The 21,363-nt window shown below is 40.3% G+C and carries 18 protein-coding genes and 1 tRNA gene; 16 read left to right on the top strand and 3 right to left on the bottom strand.

The annotated features are described in order from the left end of the window. Window positions 1-7: 7 nt before the first annotated feature. Window positions 8-81, bottom strand: a tRNA-Asn gene (locus EJN84_RS02225). A 197-nt stretch (window positions 82-278) separates the two neighbouring features. Between EJN84_RS02225 and EJN84_RS02230 the strand changes: the two genes are divergently transcribed. Continuing rightward, entirely contained in the window at window positions 279-836 is a 558-nt protein-coding gene (locus EJN84_RS02230; RefSeq protein WP_129593909.1) for an IS1096 element passenger TnpR family protein, read from the top strand. Further along, a complete protein-coding gene (miaA, locus tag EJN84_RS02235) occupies window positions 837-1,745 on the top strand; it encodes a tRNA (adenosine(37)-N6)-dimethylallyltransferase MiaA (protein ID WP_129593910.1) in 909 nt (302 codons plus the stop codon). Between the two features lie 52 nt (window positions 1,746-1,797). Here the strand turns inward: miaA and EJN84_RS02240 are convergent, their stop codons facing one another. Continuing rightward, window positions 1,798-2,181, bottom strand: a complete 384-nt coding sequence (locus EJN84_RS02240) for a hypothetical protein (RefSeq protein WP_129593911.1) — start codon at window positions 2,179-2,181, stop codon at window positions 1,798-1,800. 203 nt (window positions 2,182-2,384) lie between these two features. On the opposite strand from EJN84_RS02240, the gene rpoN reads away from it, so the two are divergent. From rpoN to purE, 4 genes are all read left to right on the top strand, one after another. Further along, the gene (gene rpoN, locus EJN84_RS02245) at window positions 2,385-3,848 is read left to right on the top strand and encodes an RNA polymerase factor sigma-54 (RefSeq protein ID WP_129593912.1); all 1,464 of its coding nucleotides are present in this window, start codon (window positions 2,385-2,387) and stop codon (window positions 3,846-3,848) included. Between the two features lie 32 nt (window positions 3,849-3,880). After that, window positions 3,881-4,489, top strand: a complete 609-nt coding sequence (locus EJN84_RS02250) for a hypothetical protein (protein WP_129593913.1) — start codon at window positions 3,881-3,883, stop codon at window positions 4,487-4,489. Between the two features lie 100 nt (window positions 4,490-4,589). Then, the gene (gcvH, locus tag EJN84_RS02255) at window positions 4,590-4,970 is read left to right on the top strand and encodes a glycine cleavage system protein GcvH (protein ID WP_129593914.1); all 381 of its coding nucleotides are present in this window, start codon (window positions 4,590-4,592) and stop codon (window positions 4,968-4,970) included. Between the two features lie 62 nt (window positions 4,971-5,032). Continuing rightward, window positions 5,033-5,539, top strand: a complete 507-nt coding sequence (purE, locus tag EJN84_RS02260) for a 5-(carboxyamino)imidazole ribonucleotide mutase (protein WP_129593915.1) — start codon at window positions 5,033-5,035, stop codon at window positions 5,537-5,539. 256 nt (window positions 5,540-5,795) lie between these two features. On the opposite strand, the gene EJN84_RS02265 is transcribed toward purE, so the two are convergent. Continuing rightward, on the bottom strand, window positions 5,796-6,611 hold the full coding sequence (locus EJN84_RS02265) for a glycoside hydrolase family 16 protein (RefSeq protein ID WP_129593916.1): 816 nt from the start codon (window positions 6,609-6,611) through the stop codon (window positions 5,796-5,798). A gap of 693 nt (window positions 6,612-7,304) precedes the next feature. Between EJN84_RS02265 and EJN84_RS02270 the strand changes: the two genes are divergently transcribed. From EJN84_RS02270 to EJN84_RS02320, 10 genes are all read left to right on the top strand, one after another. Next, window positions 7,305-7,517, top strand: coding sequence for a helix-turn-helix transcriptional regulator (locus EJN84_RS02270; protein ID WP_068184896.1), 213 nt, complete (start codon window positions 7,305-7,307; stop codon window positions 7,515-7,517). Window positions 7,518-7,664: 147 nt separating this feature from the next. Continuing rightward, window positions 7,665-10,733: a DEAD/DEAH box helicase gene (locus EJN84_RS02275; RefSeq protein ID WP_238943901.1), complete on the top strand. Its 3,069-nt coding sequence runs from the start codon at window positions 7,665-7,667 to the stop codon at window positions 10,731-10,733. Between the two features lie 56 nt (window positions 10,734-10,789). Next, a complete protein-coding gene (locus tag EJN84_RS02280) occupies window positions 10,790-11,410 on the top strand; it encodes a DUF6088 family protein (protein WP_129593918.1) in 621 nt (206 codons plus the stop codon). After that, window positions 11,407-12,399, top strand: a complete 993-nt coding sequence (locus tag EJN84_RS02285) for a nucleotidyl transferase AbiEii/AbiGii toxin family protein (RefSeq protein ID WP_129593919.1) — start codon at window positions 11,407-11,409, stop codon at window positions 12,397-12,399. Before EJN84_RS02280 ends, EJN84_RS02285 begins: the two co-directional genes overlap by 4 nt. After that, on the top strand, window positions 12,399-13,142 hold the full coding sequence (locus EJN84_RS02290) for a DUF4391 domain-containing protein (RefSeq protein ID WP_129593920.1): 744 nt from the start codon (window positions 12,399-12,401) through the stop codon (window positions 13,140-13,142). Before EJN84_RS02285 ends, EJN84_RS02290 begins: the two co-directional genes overlap by 1 nt. Window positions 13,143-13,144: 2 nt before the next feature. Beyond that, window positions 13,145-15,085 (top strand): site-specific DNA-methyltransferase, encoded by a 1,941-nt coding sequence (locus EJN84_RS02295; RefSeq protein ID WP_129593921.1) that lies wholly within the window; start codon window positions 13,145-13,147, stop codon window positions 15,083-15,085. Window positions 15,086-15,111: 26 nt separating this feature from the next. Further along, the gene (locus EJN84_RS02300) at window positions 15,112-18,153 is read left to right on the top strand and encodes a type III restriction-modification system endonuclease (RefSeq protein WP_129593922.1); all 3,042 of its coding nucleotides are present in this window, start codon (window positions 15,112-15,114) and stop codon (window positions 18,151-18,153) included. Between the two features lie 295 nt (window positions 18,154-18,448). Further along, a complete protein-coding gene (locus EJN84_RS02310) occupies window positions 18,449-18,868 on the top strand; it encodes an RteC domain-containing protein (RefSeq protein WP_129593924.1) in 420 nt (139 codons plus the stop codon). A gap of 234 nt (window positions 18,869-19,102) precedes the next feature. Continuing rightward, window positions 19,103-19,348 carry a helix-turn-helix domain-containing protein gene (locus EJN84_RS12525; protein WP_394343076.1) on the top strand — a complete coding sequence of 82 codons (246 nt, stop codon included), beginning with the start codon at window positions 19,103-19,105 and terminating at the stop codon, window positions 19,346-19,348. Continuing rightward, window positions 19,311-21,353: a bifunctional DNA primase/helicase gene (locus EJN84_RS02320; RefSeq protein WP_129593926.1), complete on the top strand. Its 2,043-nt coding sequence runs from the start codon at window positions 19,311-19,313 to the stop codon at window positions 21,351-21,353. The genes EJN84_RS12525 and EJN84_RS02320 overlap by 38 nt, the downstream gene beginning before the upstream one ends. The last annotated feature ends 10 nt before the right edge of the window (window positions 21,354-21,363 follow it).

The raw sequence follows: 21,363 nt of genomic DNA on the forward strand, positions 1-21,363 counted from the left end.
TTTTTTGCTCTTCAGGTTGGACTTGAACCAACGACCCTCTGATTAACAGTCAGATGCTCTAACCGACTGAGCTACTGAAGAATTCTGTATTTTGTGTAATCGAAAAGTGTTGCAAAAGTAGTATATTTTTCGATATAAACCAATATCCATCCCAAAAAAAGTTGTCCAATAACAAAACTCCATTCACTTTCCACAATTTATTGTAGTTTGTATCTTAAAATTTTTCCAAAACTTTATTATCTTTGAAGTGTCAATGCCCATAATAAAACAAAAATATTATGATTTACAGATTTTTAATTTTATCGGATGAAGTCGACGATTTCAAAAGAGAGATCAAAATAGATGCAGATAATACTTTTTACGACCTCTACGAGGCAATTATCCAATCTACGGGTTACAGCGAAAAGGAAATGGCATCGTTCTTTCTCTGCGACGATAATTGGCGCAGAGAAAAGGAAATCACACTGGTGGAAATGAATACCGATTTCGATGAGGATTCATACATCATGAAAGATTGTGTGCTGTCCGATTTTCTGGAAGACGAAAAACAAAAAATCATGTTCGTCTTCGATTATATGAATGATCGTGCACTTTATATCGAATTATCCGAAATCATAACCGGTAAAACGCTCAAAAAACCCGTATGTACAGTGTCTGAAGGCGAACCGCCCGTTCAAATAAAAGATATCGATGAAACCAAACAAGACTCGATATCAAGCGACTTGGATGAAAATTTTTATGGCGATGACGGATTCGATTTGGATGAACTCGATCGGGAAGGGTTCGACGGATTGGACGATCTGCCGGTCGATCTCGATGAAAATGATCTGTATTGAATGAAATCGCTCCTCGTCATGCTCGGCCCGACAGGTGTGGGCAAAACAGAATGGAGCATTCACATTGCACAAAAACTTGGATGTCCGATTCTCTCGGCCGATTCTCGGCAAATTTATCGGGGAATGACTATCGGAACTGCGGCGCCTACCGAGGAACAACTTCAATGTGTTGAGCATTTTTTTGTAGGCTCTCTTCCACCTGAAACTTATTTTAGTGCGAGCGAATATGAGCAGCAAGCATTGCAGCTCTTACAACAATTGCATGAAAAACACGATACCGTTATTCTTTGTGGTGGCTCAATGATGTATATTGATGCCCTGTGCAGGGGAATCGACGATATTCCCACCATAGACGAATCACTTCGTAATGACATTCAAAACCTTTATCGTAGAGAAGGACTCGACCCGATTCGGCAGCAACTCAAAATACTCGATCCCGTTTTTTATAACCAGGTCGATTTAAAAAATCCGAAGCGTGTCATCCATGCGCTCGAAGTCTGCCTTATGGCAGGAGTGCCATATTCTTCGCTTCGCACTAATTCTGCGAAAGAAAGACCTTTCCGAATCGTTAAAATCGGGTTTACTCGCGATCGGGAAGAGTTGTATGAACGCATCAACCAACGCGTGGATAAAATGGTTGCTGATGGCCTGGAGGAAGAAGCTCGAAGTTTTTATTCGAAACGCCATCTCAATTCGCTCAATACGGTGGGGTACAAAGAATGGTTCGATTTTTTCGACGGAAAATATTCGAGAGAAGCAGCTATAGACAAAATAAAGCAACACTCACGCAATTATGCACGCAAACAACTCACCTGGTTCAAAAAAGATCAGGAGATTCGCTGGATAAACCTTTCGGATAAAAATATAGATGTTGAGCACGTTGTTTTATCGGTTTTATCCGAGAGATAGGCTGCTCAATTCTTTCGGGCGAAAAATTCCGGATGAAAAACGAATCAAAATTTTATTCTTTTGCAACCTGTTTTTGTCGTTCGGCTTTCAAATCCATCGCACCTTGCGACCAATATGCCTGCCCCGACATTTTAGCTCCTTCTATTTTTGCATTCACATTCACAAGTTCGCCTTGGATGTATGCCGAAACGTTTATCGAATCGTTTTTCGAAGTAATTTTATTCAATTTAAACGATTCTCCCGAGTCCATCTTAAGCTCTCCGGTCAACGAATCGCCCTGCTGAATGATGAGAATTATACCTTTATCATAACCATAAGGTGCTTGAGGAACTTCAAATTTCCAGCTGCCGATTGCGGACTTCTTTGTTTGTGCATTTGCAGTAAAAGTAATTCCCACTGCGATAATTAGTACAAAAAATAACAACGGCTTTTTCATAACATACTTTTTTTGTGTCATCTGATTGATATCGAATCGATTTTTAAATAACCATGCACCTATTATAACAGATGGTGAAGTCTTTTTGTTTTGCCGTCAGATAAATTGATGGAAAAGTCTTATTACAATCGAATTATTCTTACACAGCTTTTCAAAAATATTATACGAAAATCATTATCTTTGTCAATAAATACATGTATTATATGGCTCTCAGGCAACAGCAAGAACTAAAACAGATACAAAAACTATCGCCACTGCAAATGCAGGTGATTAAGCTTGTAGAGCTTAACACGGTTGAGCTGGAAGACAAAATAAAACAGGAGCTGGAAGAAAATCCCGCATTGGAAGCCGGCGACGAAGAAATGCCCCAAGATCCTGACGATAGCGATATCACACTCGACAATGAGGACGAAAGCGAAAATGTTTCGCAAGAAGATATCATACTCGGCGATTATGCTTCTGAAGAAGACATTCCCGATTATCGCATCAACGGAACTCCCGATTACGATCCATATTATAGACAAACAAACTATTCGGATGAAAAATCGCTGATAGAATCTCTTGAAGAACAGATTGCACTGCAAAATTTGGATGAGCGGAAACAAAAAATAGCTCAATATATCATTGGAAATCTCGACGAAAACGGATATTTGCAACGCGATCTGAAATCAATTTCCGACGATTTACTCTTTCACGAACATATCGATGTTTCGTCTCTCGAAATGGAAGATGTGCTTTATGAAATCCAAGATCTCGATCCCCCCGGCGTGGGTGCCCGTGATCTGCAGGAGTGCCTATTGTTGCAACTTCAGCGCAAGCTGCCTACACATTCTACCAAACTGGCCATGCAAATTCTTACAGAGTACTTCGAGGAGTTTTCACGCAAGCATTATGACAAAATTCTCAATAAATTGAATATTTCCGAGGACGAATTGCGATCTGCGATTGACGAAATCGTTTCCCTCAATCCTAAACCGGGAAATGCCTGGAGCAATTCACTCGAGATCTCGATGAGCAACATAACTCCCGATTTTATTGTCGAATCGGAAAATGGACAAGTTGTGATGTATCTCAACAATCAGAATATTCCCTCACTCAATGTCAGTCGCGATTTTGCTGAGATGTTGCAAGGCTACAATCAGAATAAAGATAGCATGTCGGCCAACGACAAGCAAACCGTGCTTTTTATAAAGCAGAAGGTAGATTCGGCAAAATGGTTTATAGATGCTGTCAAGCAACGACAGAATACGCTCTATAAAACTATGCAGGCAATTATAGAACTGCAATACGATTTTTTTCTGACGGGTAACGAGGGTGCGCTCAAACCGATGATTTTGAAAGATGTTGCCGTAAAAACGGGATTCGACATTTCTACTATTTCACGCGTAAGCAATAGCAAATATGTTCAAACAGCAAGTGGAATTTATCCGTTGAAATTTTTCTTTTCTGAAGCCATGCAGACCGATTCGGGAGAAGATGTTTCTTCTCGCGAAATCAAAATTATTTTAAAAGAAAGCATCGATGGTGAAGATCCGTCAAAACCATTGACGGACGATCAACTTACAAGCATTCTCAATGAGAAGGGATACAAGATTGCTCGTCGTACGGTTGCAAAATATCGAGAGCAATTAAATATTCCGGTAGCCAGATTAAGAAAAAAAATTTAACTTTGGGTATTGTAAACAAAAAAACAGTGCAAATGAAAACAATGGCTCATATTTTTTCGACGGTTTTTCAGCCTTTGCTAATGCCTATTTATGGAATAGCGCTCTTGTTTGTATATACGCATTTTCGATATACTTACAGCCAAAGTTTTTGGCAGATTATGTTCCCTGTTTTTTTATTCTCTTTCGCCCTTCCCAGTATATCTATATTCGTGATGTACAAACTAAAGTTAGTCTCGGATTTGTCCCTCAGTATCCGGCGCGAGCGTTTCATACCGTATGTGTTGGCTTTACTGTCATATACTTTCATGATTTTTCATTACTATCGCATTGGAATGCCTTCCTGGTTTTTGATGTTGACTGTTGCGCCTGTCATTGTGATGATTTTTGCCATCATCATCACCATTTGGTGGAAGATAAGCGCACACATGTTCGGCGTCGGAAGTCTTGTGGGTGGAGTGATGGGAGTAAGCTATTTCGTCGAACACACCAATTCTTCTTTTCTGATTATGATCCTTTTCATTTTATCCGGTTTTGTTGGAACTTCGCGCTTAATCCTCAGACGGCATACTCCCGGACAAGTATATGCGGGTTTTTTGCTGGGATTTGGTGTTACTTTCGCCTGCATCGGTATAGGTGCATGACAAATGATTTGATTGAAATAAATTTCAAACACTAATTTTGAAATAAAGAGATAACGTATTAATTTTACTTCTTTAAATAACTCCTTAAAACAGAAGAATTATGAATTTCCCCGAAAATGTAAAGTACTCTAATGATCACGAATGGATCAGAATAGAAGGTGATACGGCCTTTGTAGGCATCAGCGATTACGCTCAAAGCGAATTGGGCGAAATTGTTTATGTTGATGTGACTACAGTTGGAGAAACACTCCAAGCAGGCGAAGTTTTTGGTAGTATAGAGGCAGTGAAAACTGTTTCGGATCTGATGATGCCGGTGTCGGGAAAAATATTGGAACTCAATGCCGATTTAGATGCAACGCCCGAGCTTGTCAATTCCGATCCTTATGGTAAGGGTTGGATTGTGAAAATAGAAATTACACGGCCTGATGAAATCGACAGCTTGCTTTCGGCCGATCAATACAAGCAACTTTTAGGAAAATAATTCATTGCAAATCAATCAGGGGAGATCGAAATTCGGTCTCCTTTTTAATTCCGAGATAAATTATGAAACCCATTGTCAGCATTATTATGGGAAGTACATCCGATCTTCCCGTGATGGAAAAAGCAGCCAAATTTTTCGATGAAATGGAAATTCCCTTCGAAATAAATGCTCTTTCAGCTCATCGTACACCCGAAATGGTCGAAGAATTTGCAAAAAATGCACATTTGCGGGGGATCAAAGTGATTATTGCAGCCGCAGGGATGGCTGCTCATCTCCCGGGCGTTATAGCATCGATGACCCCGCTTCCCGTAATCGGAGTACCGATAAATTCTACACTCGAAGGGATAGATGCCTTGCTCGCCATCGTGCAAATGCCTCCCGGAATACCGGTGGCAACTGTCGGTGTCAATGGAGCTCTCAATGCCGCAATCCTCTCTCTACAGATGATTTCTACCGGCGATGAAGGAGTGCAGCAAAAACTCATCAACTATAAAAAAGATTTGAAAAACAAGATTGTTAAAGCAAATGAAGAGCTTGCCGAGATTCGCTACAAATATAAGACCAACTAAATGCTCTCTTTTTTTGTTGTGCGAATGAGTGTTTTTTCTTTAAATTTCTCAAAGAGGTGGGCAGTTAGTCCCGATCTTTTTGGGGAATAATTTGTTTTCGGTTTGTCATAATGATTGCGCTTACTCAAAACAATTATTACAAACGTTGATATATAACGATATTCCATCTTCGTTTGTAACGCTTTTTTGAGCGCATTGGCATATATCTCAATGTTTCATTAGTGATACTAATTCTGTGTTTATTTGTTGGCTGGAATTATTTTCTTTGCCGAACTTCTTTATCTTTGAAAGAATAAAATCTGACCCAATCAATCTCCATTTCTACCGGCAGATTATGAGAATGAATATTACCTACCCACGGACCCCCTAATTGCATGTCGATTAACAGGTAGTATTGATGTTTGTCAAATGGGTATTGACCGTCCTTGTCGGTATCGATTCGTGGATAAGAAAATGTTTGTTGATGATTTATGAAAAAGACTAGGCTGTCAGGGTGTACTTCAACTGCATAAGTGTTGAAATCTTCAGAATCAATGACTGCTGTGGTGCCTTGTTTTGGATTTTCACGCTCATCGAGAACGTATGTATAATGGCTATGAACAGTTTGATATGCAATAGAGTCGAAATTCAAATGTTCCATTATATCGATTTCGCCGTCATCCGGCCATTTTCCGCCTTGAGGAAGCAACCAGATTGCAGGCCAGGCACCTTGTGCTCCATTTAGTTTAGCTCGAATTTCCCATCTTCCAAATCCGAAATATCGTTTGTCTTTGCTGTAGATGCCGCCGGTTAAATAATGTGCCGTATCGATCTCCGAATTTGTATTTTCAATACCTCGCAGAATCAATTTTCCTTCACGTATTTCATAACAACGCTCATCATTAGTCATATACTTGTTCCATTCGGATTTTCCGCGAGGGATTTTTGTCCAGGAAGTTTCATCGAAGGTTTTTGACTGATCGAAATTATCTTCCCATGTCAGTGGATATTTGTTACCGAGGAAACGGGTATTGCACCCACTTGACAAACAGATTGCAAGTACCAAAAATATAAAAGGTTTTATGAAACTCATCCCAAATTTATAATTAAGCTCGTACGATATAGATATCAAGGCATAAGAGCAATTGTCGCAAGGTTTCGCGAGGAAATTATCATTATCATCGAACCAGACTTGTTTAGAACTAAAAAAGCTTCAAGAAGCCATTATGTAACCCCTTGAAGCTTTGCGGTATGGACGGGAAAGCCACCTTTGTAAGATAATCTGCTTTCTTTCAGCATCTTACTCCCTCATTTTTTCTTAGGGGGTACAGTTTAGGTTAGGAACTCCTAACTAACTGTATTTAAGTGCTTCCACCACTGTATTTCCAAACTTCCTATTTTGGCAGTCAGACTAATTTTGAATTAAATTTGTCAGACCACTAATATTCAGTGTTTTATTATTTCAAAGACCTTTATGGGGGTACAAATTAGGTTAGCGTCTTCTTCTGCTTTACTTTTGGCAATCTTGGCTGCTATTGGCACTAATCTGTCGTCATAAAATTCAAGTTCAAAGTTACAACTTATTTTCAAATCAACAACTATTTTGAATCACAATGTTTTAAGTTTGGTGCAAGGTGCAAGATATCTATATAGATATACTTGCACCTTGCACCTCTGATTCGTTATTTTATGATTGAAATTATTGTCTTTTTTCTGTGTTTAGTTTAAATGAAAACCGTATATTTGCGATTAATAGCGTCAAATATTTGATGAAAATAATCATAATATGACCGATAAAAAAGTAATCAATAGAATTAAGGTTGTTTTAGCGGAGAACGATAGAACAAATCGCTGGCTTGCCGAAGCAATAGGAAAGAATGAAGCAACTGTTTCAAGATGGTGTTCCAATAAGGCGCAGCCCTCTATTGACGTTTTTCGTCAGATTGCAGAAGCTTTGGATGTGGATGTTCGAGAGTTACTTCATACAACTAAAAAGTAGCAAGCAACCAAGCGTATGGAAATATTAGATAACAAACAGGGCCGAACAGTTGAGCATGAGATAGCTAAACGGTTAGATTCAAACACTTCGGTGTCTGTCAGTACCGGAATGTTTAGCATCTATGCCTTTTATCTTTTGCGGGAAAAAATGAAACACACAAAAGGATTAAAAATCCTGCTTTTATCAAACCCGCAAACAAAAAATCCTCAAGGGGTATCCATTGCCTTGGATAATACTTTTTGGGGAACCGCCGAAGAGGGAGGACTGAAAAGGCAACTCTTACTACGATATGCAGCAGAAGAATGTACCCACATACTTGAAAGAAGTCGTATTCGTGCTTTGAGAGTTCCTAATTCATTCGGATTTAAGTTAATATTTATCCAAAATGAGCACGATAGCTGTGTAATCAATCCCGGTATGGCAGACTTCTGTGCAGATTCATTGGGTTTTATCAACTCGGAGAAACCACAGCTACATATTCTTCACAACAAAAAAGAAGAGGTGGCGCAATACAAACAAATGTTTGACGGAATATGGTCGGATACTTCCATGTCCAAAGAGATTACAAAACTGGCTTTGGATGAGTTAAAAAAAGGGTTTAAGGACTACTCTCCCGATGCTGTGTATTACATGATTTTGCATCATCTTTTTCATTATTCCATTGTTGATTTTGCCGACGATAAGATTTTTAAATCAAGAACCGGATTTAAAGATAAAGAAATTTGGAATAAACTTTACAAGTTCCAGAAAGATGGTGTAATGGGGGCTATCGAGAAAATTGAAAAATATGGCGGTTGTATTATTGCCGATAGTGTGGGGCTCGGAAAAACATTCGAAGCACTTGCCGTTATCAAATATTACGAATTGCGAAATGACCGTGTATTGGTACTTTGCCCCAAGAAGTTGCGTGACAACTGGACAGTTTATACGCAAAACGACAAGCGCAACATTCTGATTAACGACCGTTTCAATTACGATGTGCTTAGCCATACTGATTTAACTCGTGTGCGGGGTAAATCGGGGGATATTGACTTGGCGACAATTAATTGGTCAAATTATGATTTGGTCGTAATAGACGAATCGCATAACTTCAGAAACAGCTATCCCTCTAAAGGCGAAATGACCCGTTATGCCCGCATGATGAATGAAGTCATCAAAAAGGGTGTAAAAACAAAACTGTTGATGCTTTCGGCGACACCGGTGAACAACCGGATGAATGATCTCAAAAACCAAATATCGTTTATCACGGAAGGCGACGACAGCGTGTTCGAAGAAGAGGGCATAGATAATATATCCAACGTAATGAAGCTGGCGCAGCGGCAGTTTTCCGATTGGGCAAAATATTCGGATCGGAATATAAACGAGTTGTTCGACCGGTTGGATAATCGTTATTTCAAACTATTGGACATGCTTACTATCGCCCGTTCACGCAAGCATATCGTGAAATATTACGATTCGGCGGATGTGGGAAGGTTTCCGACCCGTTTGAGACCGATAAACGAGAAAACCGATATCGACAGTCAGCGATTATTTCCATCTTTAAGAAACATCAACAATGCTATTCGGAAGCTGAATCTGGCAAATTACTCGCCCGTATCTTCACTGAAAGAGGAGAAAAAAGCGGAATATGCGGCAAAATATGACTATCAGTTAAGTACGGGAAGTGTTTTTACGCAGTCCGACCGGGAAAAGAATCTGGTTGACCTTATGCGGGTGAATTACTTGAAGCGGATGGAGAGTTCCATCTATTCTTTTTATTTGAGTGTAAAAGCCCTATTAGAACAAGTCAATCAGAATTTATACAAGATAGAACATATAGCCGAATTGTCGGATAAATCCATTACCATAGACAGCATTGATTTAGAAGAGGATGAAAGTGACTACCTGATTGGTAACAAGGTAAAAGTATTGCTTCAAGATATTGATTTGGTAAAATGGCGACAAGAGTTGGAATACGACCGCGATACACTTACAAAGCTAATGGAGAGTGCCGCCACCATATCGGCTGCTCGTGATGAAAAACTGACACGACTGAAAGAGGTCATCGCCCGCAAAATAGAAAACCCGATCAACGAAGACAATAAAAAAGTCATTGTTTTTACCGCTTTTGCGGATACGGCTACCTATCTTTATCAAGAATTGTCAGAATGGATATTGGATGAATATGGCTTATTTACCGCTTTGATAAAAGGAAGCGGGACAAATAAGACAAACTTCCCCGATATAGAAAGGAAAGAGATGAACGAACTGCTTACGCATTTCTCGCCTTATTCAAAAGAGCGTGATAAAACCTATCCGAATGTCAAAAGAGAAATAGACCTGCTCATTGCTACCGATTGCATTTCGGAAGGGCAAAACCTGCAAGATTGTGACTATTTGGTAAACTATGATATCCATTGGAATCCGGTGCGTATCATTCAACGTTTCGGTCGTATCGACCGCTTAGGCTCCAAGAATGAACAGATCCAGTTAGTCAATTTCTGGCCGAATATGGAGCTGAATGAATATATCAACTTAGAGAGCCGGGTGAAAGGGAAGATGGTCTTACTCGACATTTCCGCTACCGGAGAGGAGAATCTCATAGAGATGAACGAAAACGACGAAATGACCGATTTGGAATATCGTCGCAAGCAGTTGGAGCAACTCCAAAGTACAGTACTCGATTTGGAAGACATTCAAGGTGGAATAACCATTACGGATACCAATATGAACGATTTCCGAATGGATATTATGGAATACGAAAAAAAACACCTTGCTGATTTGCAGGATATTCCGTTGGGCATCCATACCGTGGTCGAAACAGACGATGAAGAGATACCTCCCGGAACTATTTTCTGTATGCGTAGCTCTGTACAACAAAAAGGGCAAAGCCTGTTGGCTCCTTATTATTTGGTTTATATGGGCGAAGGTGGAGAACCTGTTTTGGGCTATATGCAGGGAAAACGTTGTTTGGATTATCTGAAAAAACTGTGTCAGGGCAAAACGGAAGTACTGGCAGAGTTGGCGCAAAACCTAAAAAAAGAGACAAAGAACTATGCCAATATGAAAGCCTATTCGTCCGCTTTTCAGTTAGCCATTGAGAGTGTCATCGGTAAATCGCAAGAGGTAGGTGCTGCTTCGTTTTTCTCTACAGAGTTAGTTTCGCTCAATGCCGAAGGGGTTACCTCACAAAGCGATTTTGATATTGTGGCATTTGTTGTTGTCAAGCGGAAATAATTCTTTATCTTTGTCCGAAATCTACCGAATATTTCGGACAATATTATTGGGGTTTAATGATGGAAGAGAATATTTCACAAAAAGTTAGAGATCGAGTAACTCGCTTTAAGAAAGGCGATTTGTTCACTGTGCGTGATTTTGAAGATTTAAATAATGATAGCCTTGTTACCCGAACGTTATCCCGTCTGCAAAATGAAGGCATCATTGTTCGTGTGGCAACCGGCATCTATATGAATCCCATAAAAACGCAATTTGGTGTTCTGCACCCTACGATTGACCAAATTGCCCACAAAATAGCCGAACGAGACAGGGCTCAGATTATGCCAACCGGTGATACTGCCTTAAATATTTTGGGCTTTTCTACTCAAGTACCGATGAACGCCGTATATATTACCAACGGAGCTAAGCGAAAAGTGCAAGTTGGCGAAAGAAATATTATTTTCAAAAATGTTGTTCAGAAAAACTTTCAATTCAAGGGTAAGCTTCTGCCATTGATAATTATTGCACTAAAAGAACTTGGAGAAAATCAGGTAACGGACGAAATAAAGGACAAAATAAGTAAGCTTCTTTCGGAGAGTGATGCCGAAGAGCGAGCAACAATGATGCACGATTTATACCTGTCGCCGGTATGGATGAAAGAATTGCTATTACCAATCATAAAAACAGTAACAGAATGAGTATTTGGCTGAATTATAGCGAAGATGAAAAAATGGTTTTGCTACAACAAACAGCAGTGGCCAGAAAAATTTCAGCAGAACAGGCAATTGAAAAGGATTGGTGGGTAACGGCCATTTTGGTAGCATTGTCAAAATCTTCGTGGGCGGATTTTCTGCAATTCAAAGGAGGAACTTCGCTCAGCAAAGCGTGGGGATTGATTAGTCGCTTCAGTGAAGATATAGATTTGACTATAAGTCGTTCGTTTTTCGATCTACCTGAAGAAACCAATCAGCAACGAACAAAAATTCGCCGAGAAGCTTTCCATTACATAGAAGAGAAGTTGCTCCCCGAGTTAGATAGCATACTTTCTTCAGAAGGAATAACAGGTTATAAAGTTGAGCTTGTTACAAAAAACAGTAGCGATATGGTAACTTTAGTAGAAGTAAAATACAAAAGTATTCTTCCGACTAAAATAGATTACCTCCTTCCGGTTGTCAAGATTGAGTTCAGTGCCATGTCTCTTGACGAGCCGTTTGAAAATCGAGAAATTGCAACGCTTATCCATTCCCGGTTTCCTGAAATTGATAGCGAAATAAAGTCACTTTTTAAGTCTGTATTGCCTGAACGCACCTTTTTGGAAAAAATATTCTTGTTGCACGAGGAGTATCAAAAGGAAAATCCACGCACGGATAGGATGTCAAGACATTTATACGATTTGGAAAAGATGATGGATAGCTCTTTCGCTCAATCAGCGTTGCAAGATACGGACTTATACAAAGCCGTTGTCAATCATCGTCAAAAGTTCAACAGCATAAAGGATGTTGACTATACAACACACGAACCTGCTCAGATCCGGATTTGTCCTCCCGACCACTTGATGGGGAGTTGGAGAAAAGATTACGAAAACATGAAAGAGAGTTTCATTTATGATAAAGACAAAAAAACATTCGATAAACTTATCGAGAGGATGGAAGAGCTTACCGACAGGATAAGAAAAATCAACCTATAATGATAGAGTACTTCAACATACCGTCTGGGGCATTAATCAATACGCCTATCAGCAAAAAACTTTTTGCCGAGAAAGCGCCTTTGTCTGCTGGGGAAAAACGGTTGTTGCGTGAAGAGATAGAAAAGCTCACGATGAAAGGTTTATTGCAGACCCGCACCATTGGATTGGCTGCATACATGGATGATGAACAGGCTTACGACCAAATCATCATTGCCGAAGCAAGTATCAAGAATCCGGCTAAAGCGATGCCGGTAGCTACCTTGGTACAGAAAGCCTTTCCTGCTCCGATGTTTTTAGTTATTCATTGCGACGAAAGTTTTTCTGTGAATTGGTGCGTAAAACGAATCAATCAGGCGGATAAAACAAGGCGGGTGATGGAAGAACAACAAATAACCCGTTTCTTTGTACCTGAAGGCGACGATAGCATTATTCGTGCTTGGTTGCCTTCGTTAGATATAGCACGCATCCGCTGTAATTCACTGAAAGAACTATTCGAAGCCTTGGCAAACCGCCTGTTGATGCTGGCAGTTTCCGACGAGGCAGGTATCTATCTCGAAAGCGACAGGCAGAAAACAGAGCAATACCGTGTCTTGCTGGAACAGTTAAATACCAACCGCATGGAACAAAAACGAATAACCGCTGAAGTAAAAGCGGAAACGCAATTCAACCTCCGTTTAAAGCTGACAACAAAACTGAAAGAGTTACAACAACAAGAAAAAATATTGAAAAATCAATTGATATAGCTATGCAAAAGACAAACATACCGCAAGCCGAGAGCAAAAGTGCCGACTTGGTGGCACAAAATCTGGAGCAACTGAAACAGATTTTGCCTGAAGTGATAAAAGAAGGTCGTGTGGACTTTGAAGCACTAAATGACCTGTTGGGCAACTATGGCGACACCGCCGAAGAGCGTTTCTGTCTCAACTGGGCAGGCAAAGCCAACGCACGGCGTGAAGCACAAAAGCGAAGCACGGGAACACTCCGCCCTTGCCCCGAAGAGAGTGTGGATTGGGATACGACCGATAATCTCTACATTGAGGGCGACAACTTGGAGGTGTTGAAACTTTTGCAAAAGAGCTACCACAGCCGTGTTAAGATGATCTACATTGACCCGCCCTACAACACCGGGAAGGACTTCGTGTATAAGGATAACTATGCGGATAACATGAAGAACTATCTGGAGCTGACGGGGCAGGACAAAAAACTCTCCACCAATACCGAAAGTGACGGGCGCTACCATTCCAACTGGCTGAATATGATGTATCCGAGACTGAAACTTGCTCGCAACCTGTTGACGGATGATGGGGTGATATTTATTTCGATTGATGATAATGAGGTGGCAAATTTACGGAAAGTTTGTGATGAGATTTTTGGGGAGGAGAATTTTGTGGCACAACTTGTTTGGACTAATAAAGAAGGAGGAGGAAGCTCTGATAGCAAATTATTTAGGTTAAAACACGAATATATATTATGTTATTGTAAACAGATAGAACTTGTAGAGGTCATAGGATTGCCTGTTGGAAATGAAGACAGGTATAAATCTGAAGATGAATATGTTTCTATTAGAGGGAAGTATTATTTGCAGAAAATGGGCATGGGGTCTATACAATACTCTGAATCATTAGATTATCCTATAAAAGCTCCTGATGGAACATTAATAAATCCAATAGATAATAACAATGGGCGAAAAGCTTGTTGGAGATGGTCAAAGCCTAAATATGATTGGGGAGTAGAAAATGGTTTCATTGTTATAAAGAAAGACAGGGATGGTATCTGGACTGTATATTCTAAACAATATTTGAACTGCGATAATGAAGGAAATATTATATCAAGGACACAAAGACCAATGGGAGTTATTGATGAATTTTCCAGTACTCAAGGAGCCAAGTTATTGTATAATTTAGGATTAGGGGATTACTTTGATTATTCAAAACCAAAAGAACTAATGGAATATTTAATAAATCGATTATCCAACAAAGACTCTCTCATTCTCGACTTCTTCTCCGGCTCTGCTACCACCGCCCATGCAGTGATGCAACTCAACGCCGAAGATGGAGGTAACCGCAAATACATCTGTGTACAAATACCCGAACCTACGCCTGAAGATAGCGAAGCTCGCAAAGCTGGATATACCACCATTCCCGAAATAGCCAAGGAGCGTATCCGCCGTGCAGGTAAAAAAATAATGGAAGAGCAAAAAGCAAAAGCCGAAAAAGAAGGCGGACTATTTGCTGAAGAAGAGAAGAAATTAGACATCGGTTTCAAAGTATTTAAACTCGACAGCTCAAATATTAATGCTTGGGATAGCGATCCCGAAAATCTGGAAGCAAGCCTGAGCAACTCGCTGTTTAATATCAAAATAGATAGAAGTGAAGATGATCTGTTGTATGAGATACTGATCAAATACGGCATTGAGTTGACCGAAAAGATTAATCGTCACACCATAGATGGAAAAACCGTGTATGAAATGGGTGCCGGTTCGTTGATTGTCTGCTTGGCAGAAAGCCTATCCACGGCAGTTGCCGACGGTATCGGTAAACTCTACAAAGAGGTAAGCCCCGAAGGAGTGGATGCCAATTGCCGTGTGGTATTCAAAGAAGCCGGGTTTAATGGTTCGGACGAAGTGAAAACCAATACGCTGCTGATCTTGAAACAGCACGGCATTACGAATGTGGCAACCGTTTAAAGAGAGGACGCAGTATGGCTAAAAATATGACATTAAAATTCGAGAGTCACCTCGAATATCAGGACGACGCAGTAAATAGTATCTGCGATATATTTGAAGGCGAAGAGATTTTCCAAAGCAATTTCTCTATCACGCCCATCAAGGGAGAAGAAAGTTCGCTATGGAAAAGCGCTACTATCGGTATCGGCAACTCTTTAAAAATGATTGAGGAAGATATGCTTGCCAATATGCAGCGCATCCAATTGCGTAACGGCGTGCCGCAATCGACCGCCGAGAGTTTCAAGAAAGAGGGAATGAACTTCTCCGTAGAAATGGAGACCGGTACAGGTAAAACCTACGTCTATTTGAAAACGATTTTTGAACTCAATAAGCGTTACGGTTTTACCAAGTTTATCATTGTAGTGCCGAGCATCGCCATCAAAGAGGGTACATACAAATCCTTACAGATCACCAAAGAGCACTTCAAAAGCGAATACGAGAATGTAGTGTACGATTATTTTGTGTACGATGCCGCCAAATTAGAGCAAGTACGCTCGTTTGCCACGGGTGACAGTATTCAGATTATGGTGATCAATATTGATGCATTCCGCAAAAGTTTCGAAAGTGAAGATGAAAACAGCAAGTCAAACATTATCCACCGTTACAACGATAAGTTGGGCTACAAACCCATCGACCTGATTAAAGAAACGAATCCGATAGTGATTATCGACGAACCGCAAAGTGTGGATAATACCGACAAAGCGAAAGAAGCTATCGCTGCGCTCAATCCGCTCTGCTGTTTGCGCTATTCTGCCACACACCGCACACCTTACAACATGATGTATAAGCTCGATTCGGTGGATGCTTACGAACTGAAATTAGTAAAACAGATTGAAGTGGCGACTGCTACTGTGGAAGGTTTCCAAAACGATGCGTATATCGACCTGATAAAAGTGGACAATAAAGCCGGAATTAAAGCACAGGTAGAATTGGATTTTCAAAACAAAGGAAAAGTTAACCGCAAGAAAACGTGGGTAAAGCAAGGACAGGATTTATTTGATATCACCAAGCGCGAGCAATACGAAGGGTATATCGTGGAAGATATTTGGTACGATGGCGAACGCTGGAATATGTCGTTTACAAGCAATGATAAGATTATAGAACAAGGCGTTGTGTCGGGGAGTTTGAGTGACGACCTGCTGAAACGAGAGCAAATACGCATGACCATCGAGGCGCATCTTGACAAAGAAATAGTGCTCAATCCGCAAGGAATAAAAGTGCTGAGCCTGTTCTTTATCGACAAAGTCGCCAACTACCGGGAGTACGATGCTGAAGGGAATCGCCAAAACGGGAAGTATGCCCGTATTTTTGAAGAAGAATATAACAACCTGATACAGAAACCGAAATACCGTTCTTTATTTAATGAAATGAAGGACAAGGATGTGGATGTTAGCCAGATCCACGATGGATATTTCTCGGTGGATAAGAAAGGGAAAGCCTCGAACAATAAAGATAAATTTGAAGTTTTTGTAGACACCTCCGGGAAAACGGCTAAAGACGATGATGCGTTCAATCTGATTATGCGCGATAAGGAACGACTGCTGAGCTTCGAAACGCCACTCCGCTTTATTTTCTCCCACTCCGCCTTGCGTGAGGGTTGGGACAATCCGAATGTGTTCCAAATCTGTACGCTTAACGAAACAACCAAAGAGATAAAGAAACGGCAAGAGATTGGGCGGGGACTTCGTTTGTGTGTCAATCAGGACGGCGAACGGGTAAAAGGTTTTGACGTAAACACACTTACTGTGATGGCAAACGAAAGCTATGAAGAGTTCGCCAAAGCGTTGCAGAATGAAATAGAGGAAGATACCGGAATTAAGTTCGGTTACCTGCATAAACATTCTTTCGCCCGTATTGAAGTAGGTGCGGATCAGGACAAAGCGATGTATCTGAACGAAGAAAAATCGGTTCGACTTTACGACTATTTCGTGGAGAAAGGCTATGTCAGAGAAGAAGTTGTCAACAAGAAAACCAAAGAGATTGCCGCTAAAGTGCAGGAAAAACTGAAAATAGACTTGCGCGACAATCGGGTAGCTATTCCCGAAGAATTTGACTATATTAAAACACCGATTCTGAAAGTATTGAAGCGTATCAGCGGAAACTTTATGAATATCAAAAACCGGGACGATGTGCGTCGGGTAACATTCAAGAAAGAGTTTTTTATCAATAACGAAGATTTCAAGAATCTATGGGATCGGATAAAATACAAAACGACGTACTCCGTAAAAATTGATTCGGACAAATTGATCGATCAATGCGCTCAACGGATATACGAAGAGGTGGTGGTAGGCAAAGGACGCTTTGTTACCCGCAAAATAAAATTAGCGATTACCGAAGGGGGCGTTCTGGAGGGAGAAGATTCTCCTCGTGAATCGACACGGATTATGGACGATACGGTTTCGATACTGCCGGATATTGTTACTTACCTGCAAAACGAGACCGGACTGACCCGTCAATCCATCGTTTCCATCTTGATTGGGAGCAAACGCCTGGAAGCGTTTAAGAAAAATCCTCAAGCCTTTATCGAATCGGTTATTGATATCATTCGTAACGAGATGCGCCTCTTATTGGTTGATGGCATCAAATACAAGCGGATAGATAAGGATATGTGGTGTCAGGAACTGTTTGAAAACAAAGAGCTGCAAGGTTATCTAAGCAGCAACTTACTGGAAAGTAACAAATCACCCTACGATTATGTGATTTATGATTCGGAAACAGAGCGCAGTATGGCACAACGATTTGAAAGCTCCGATAATGTTAAGGTGTTTACCAAACTACCCTCCTGGTTTAAGATTGATACGCCATTGGGAGCCTATAATCCCGACTGGGCACTTGTTTGGGATGACGGTCACGAGCAGAAACTTTATTTTGTTGTAGAGACTAAGGGCGGTTTGTTTGAAGACGCTATAAAACCAACCGAGAGAGCAAAAATAACCTGTGGCAAGAAACACTTCGCTGCCCTTGAAACCGGAATAAAATTAGAATTAGCAGATACATTTGATACATTGCAGGGGAAGATCACCTCTTAATTGAGGATTATATACAGGCATAAGAAAGACTTTGTATGTCTATCACATAACGTCTAACATTAAAAAATTATGTCTATGAATGATTTAACAACCAAGGAGTTTTTCAGACTATTGTCTGAACCTTCGCAAGTATCGAACAAAGAAATCCAAACTTCGTATGAATCTTTTGTTAAGCAGATTACAGAAACAAGCAACTCAGAGGCAGATTACTCGAAAGTGTTTCGTCTATTGAATCACTCCCGTATCGAGATAGATTCAATAAAAACATCATCACTTTACGAGTCGGGGGGGGGATATGATTAAGTTTAATTACATCCGAAAGGCTTTGAGCTTTCTACATTCTGAAATGGAATTGCTAAAACTAAAGATACAATACCCGGAAAGATTTTCTCTAACAGAAGAACTATCGTTTAAGTCGGAACTCTATGTAATCCCCAAAGCAAAAGGACTGGGAATTATCGGGTTGGCGGAATTAGTGATGAGTATTTTTCTTTCAAAAGAAATAAAAAACCGAAACGGTAAACCTGCATCTTTGGTGCAATTGGCAAGAGCTTTTGAATATGTTTTCAATTGCAATTTTGGAAGCATATACGATAAGCAGGCAGAGATTTATAATCGAAAATCTTGTAACCTGACAAAATCATTAGATTTCCTCAAAGGAAGCTTGGAACGAAGTCGGAAAATCAAGCCTTTGAAACAAAATGAAAAAGAATGATTTTATAATTAACTGAATTACTTGTAATTATATTCTAAACTTGGGGGAGTAGTTAACTACTCCCCCTGTTTTTGTATTATTCTTTCCCCGAACTTTGCAGCGAATTAAATAGTTACGAATATGGATGTCATAACAATAGAATCGCAGGCGTATAAAGATTTAGTCACAAAGATTAATGCCATAGCAAAGTTTGTCGTAGATCATCAGGATGATGATACAGTCAACCCTGATGAAATGTGGGTGGATAGTTACGAAGTTTGCACCTTTCTCAAAATCAGTGAGAGAACACTTCAACGCTTACGAAGCAATCGACTGATCTCATATTCAATCATTTCAGGAAAATCATATTACACCATTGCGGAAATTAAGCGAATGCTTAATGAGAAGAGAATCCGCAGTACCGAAGAATGTATGAATGACCTCATAAATAATCATAAACTATATGCTCAACAAAGACGAACTATTAAGACAGACAAATAACGGTCTGAATGTATTCAAGCACTATATTTCGGTACAATGGAAAACAGGTCGTAATTTTCTGAATCCATTGTATGAAGACCGTAAGGCTTCGTGTAATGTGTATTTTGACCGTCGTAACAATATCTATCGCATAAAAGATTTCGGCAATGATAATTACAGCGGAGATTGCTTCTTTTTCGTTGGGCAGTTGAAAGGTTTGGATTGCAACAATGGTGCTGACTTCGTTGAAATACTGAAAACCATAAACAGGGATATGTCTTTAGGATTGGATAGTTCGGACTATGCAACTCATATTCCGCAGTCAGTTCCACAAAAGAATAATTCGACGATCCCGGAACTACCCAAAATCAAACCCTATAATATCACACAACAGAAGTTTACTCAAAAGGAACTGGATTTTTGGTTAAGGTCAGGTATCACTCCCGAAATACTGAAACTATACAGAGCCGTATCCCTGAAAGAGTTTAGAAGCGAAAATAAGGACGGAAAATCGTTCTCTTACACTTCATCGGAGAATGAGCCGCTATTTGGGTACATAGGTAAACGATATGTAAAAATCTACCGTCCATTTTCGGAAGTACGTTTCTTGTATGGCGGGAATATCGGAGATAGTTATTGTTTCGGACTGGAACAATTACCCGCCAAAGGAGATACATTGTTTATTACCGGTGGAGAAAAAGATGTGATGACACTTGCCGCACATGGCTTCCATGCTATCTGTTTCAACAGCGAAACATCGACCATTCCGACAGGAATAATCTATAAACTCACTTTCCGATTCAAACATATTGTACTGCTCTATGATGCGGATAAAACAGGAATAGACAGTGCAATGAAGCATGAAAAAGCCTTGTCGGAGTATGGCGTTAAACGGCTCGTCTTACCATTGTCAGGCGAAAAGACCGACAAGGATATAACCGATTATTTCCGCAAAGGGAATAACCGCAAAGAGCTTCGACAACTATTCATCGACTTTCTTGATAACCTATATAATGAAACAATGACCATGCTTAAATCCTGCGAAATTGATTTCAACAATCCTCCGGCAAAAGCTGAAGAAGTTATATCTGCCGGCGACGTACCTCTGGGAACACAGGGAAACATCCTTTGCATTACGGGCGGGGAAGGTACGGGGAAAAGCAACTATGTTGCCGCCCTGATTGCAGGTTCAATCATAAAAGACAACCGTACCATTGATACGTTAGGCGTGAATGTCCGTGATAATTCCGACGGCAAGGCGGTTTTGCTTTACGATACTGAACAATCCGAAGTACAGCTTTTCAAAAACGTTTCCAATCTTTTGAAACGAGCCAAACTGAACGAAAAACCGGAAGAACTACGGGCTTTCTCCCTTACTGGAATGTCCCGGAAAGAACGATTGCAAGCCATAGTTCAGAGTATGGACAAATACCATTATGAATACGAGGGCATACGCTTGGTTGTTATCGACGGTATTGCGGATTTGGTATCATCAGCCAATGATGAAGTAGAAAGCATCCGTATTATGGACGAACTGTATCGTTTGGCGGGAATATACCGTACTTGTATCGTTTGTGTGCTTCATTATGTGCCAAATGGATTGAAATTAAGAGGGCATCTCGGTTCGGAATTACAGCGAAAAGCTGCTGCTATCCTAAGTATAGAACTCGATTCGGAACCGTCGATATCGGTTGTTAAGGCTCTCAAAGTAAGGGACGGAAGCCCTCTCGACGTTCCTTTGATGCAGTTCTCTTGGGATAAGGAACTGGGAATGCACATTTATATCGGTGAAAAGCCACGAGAGGAAAAGGAAAAACGGAAAGAAAAAGAGTTGGCGACAGTTGCCCGTGAGATATTTGGCGTACAAAAGCACTTGACTTATATCGACCTGTGCGACCGGATTCAGCAGATTATGGATGTAAAAGAGCGTACTGCCAAAAGCTATATCAAGTATATGCGAGAAAAAGAAATAATCATCAAAGATCCGTCCAGTCAGAATTATTTTATGATAGGGCATATTATATAAAATTCAACAG

Origin of the sequence: Seramator thermalis (assembly GCF_004138125.1) — a bacterium.
Classification (GTDB): domain Bacteria; phylum Bacteroidota; class Bacteroidia; order Bacteroidales; family Dysgonomonadaceae; genus Seramator; species Seramator thermalis.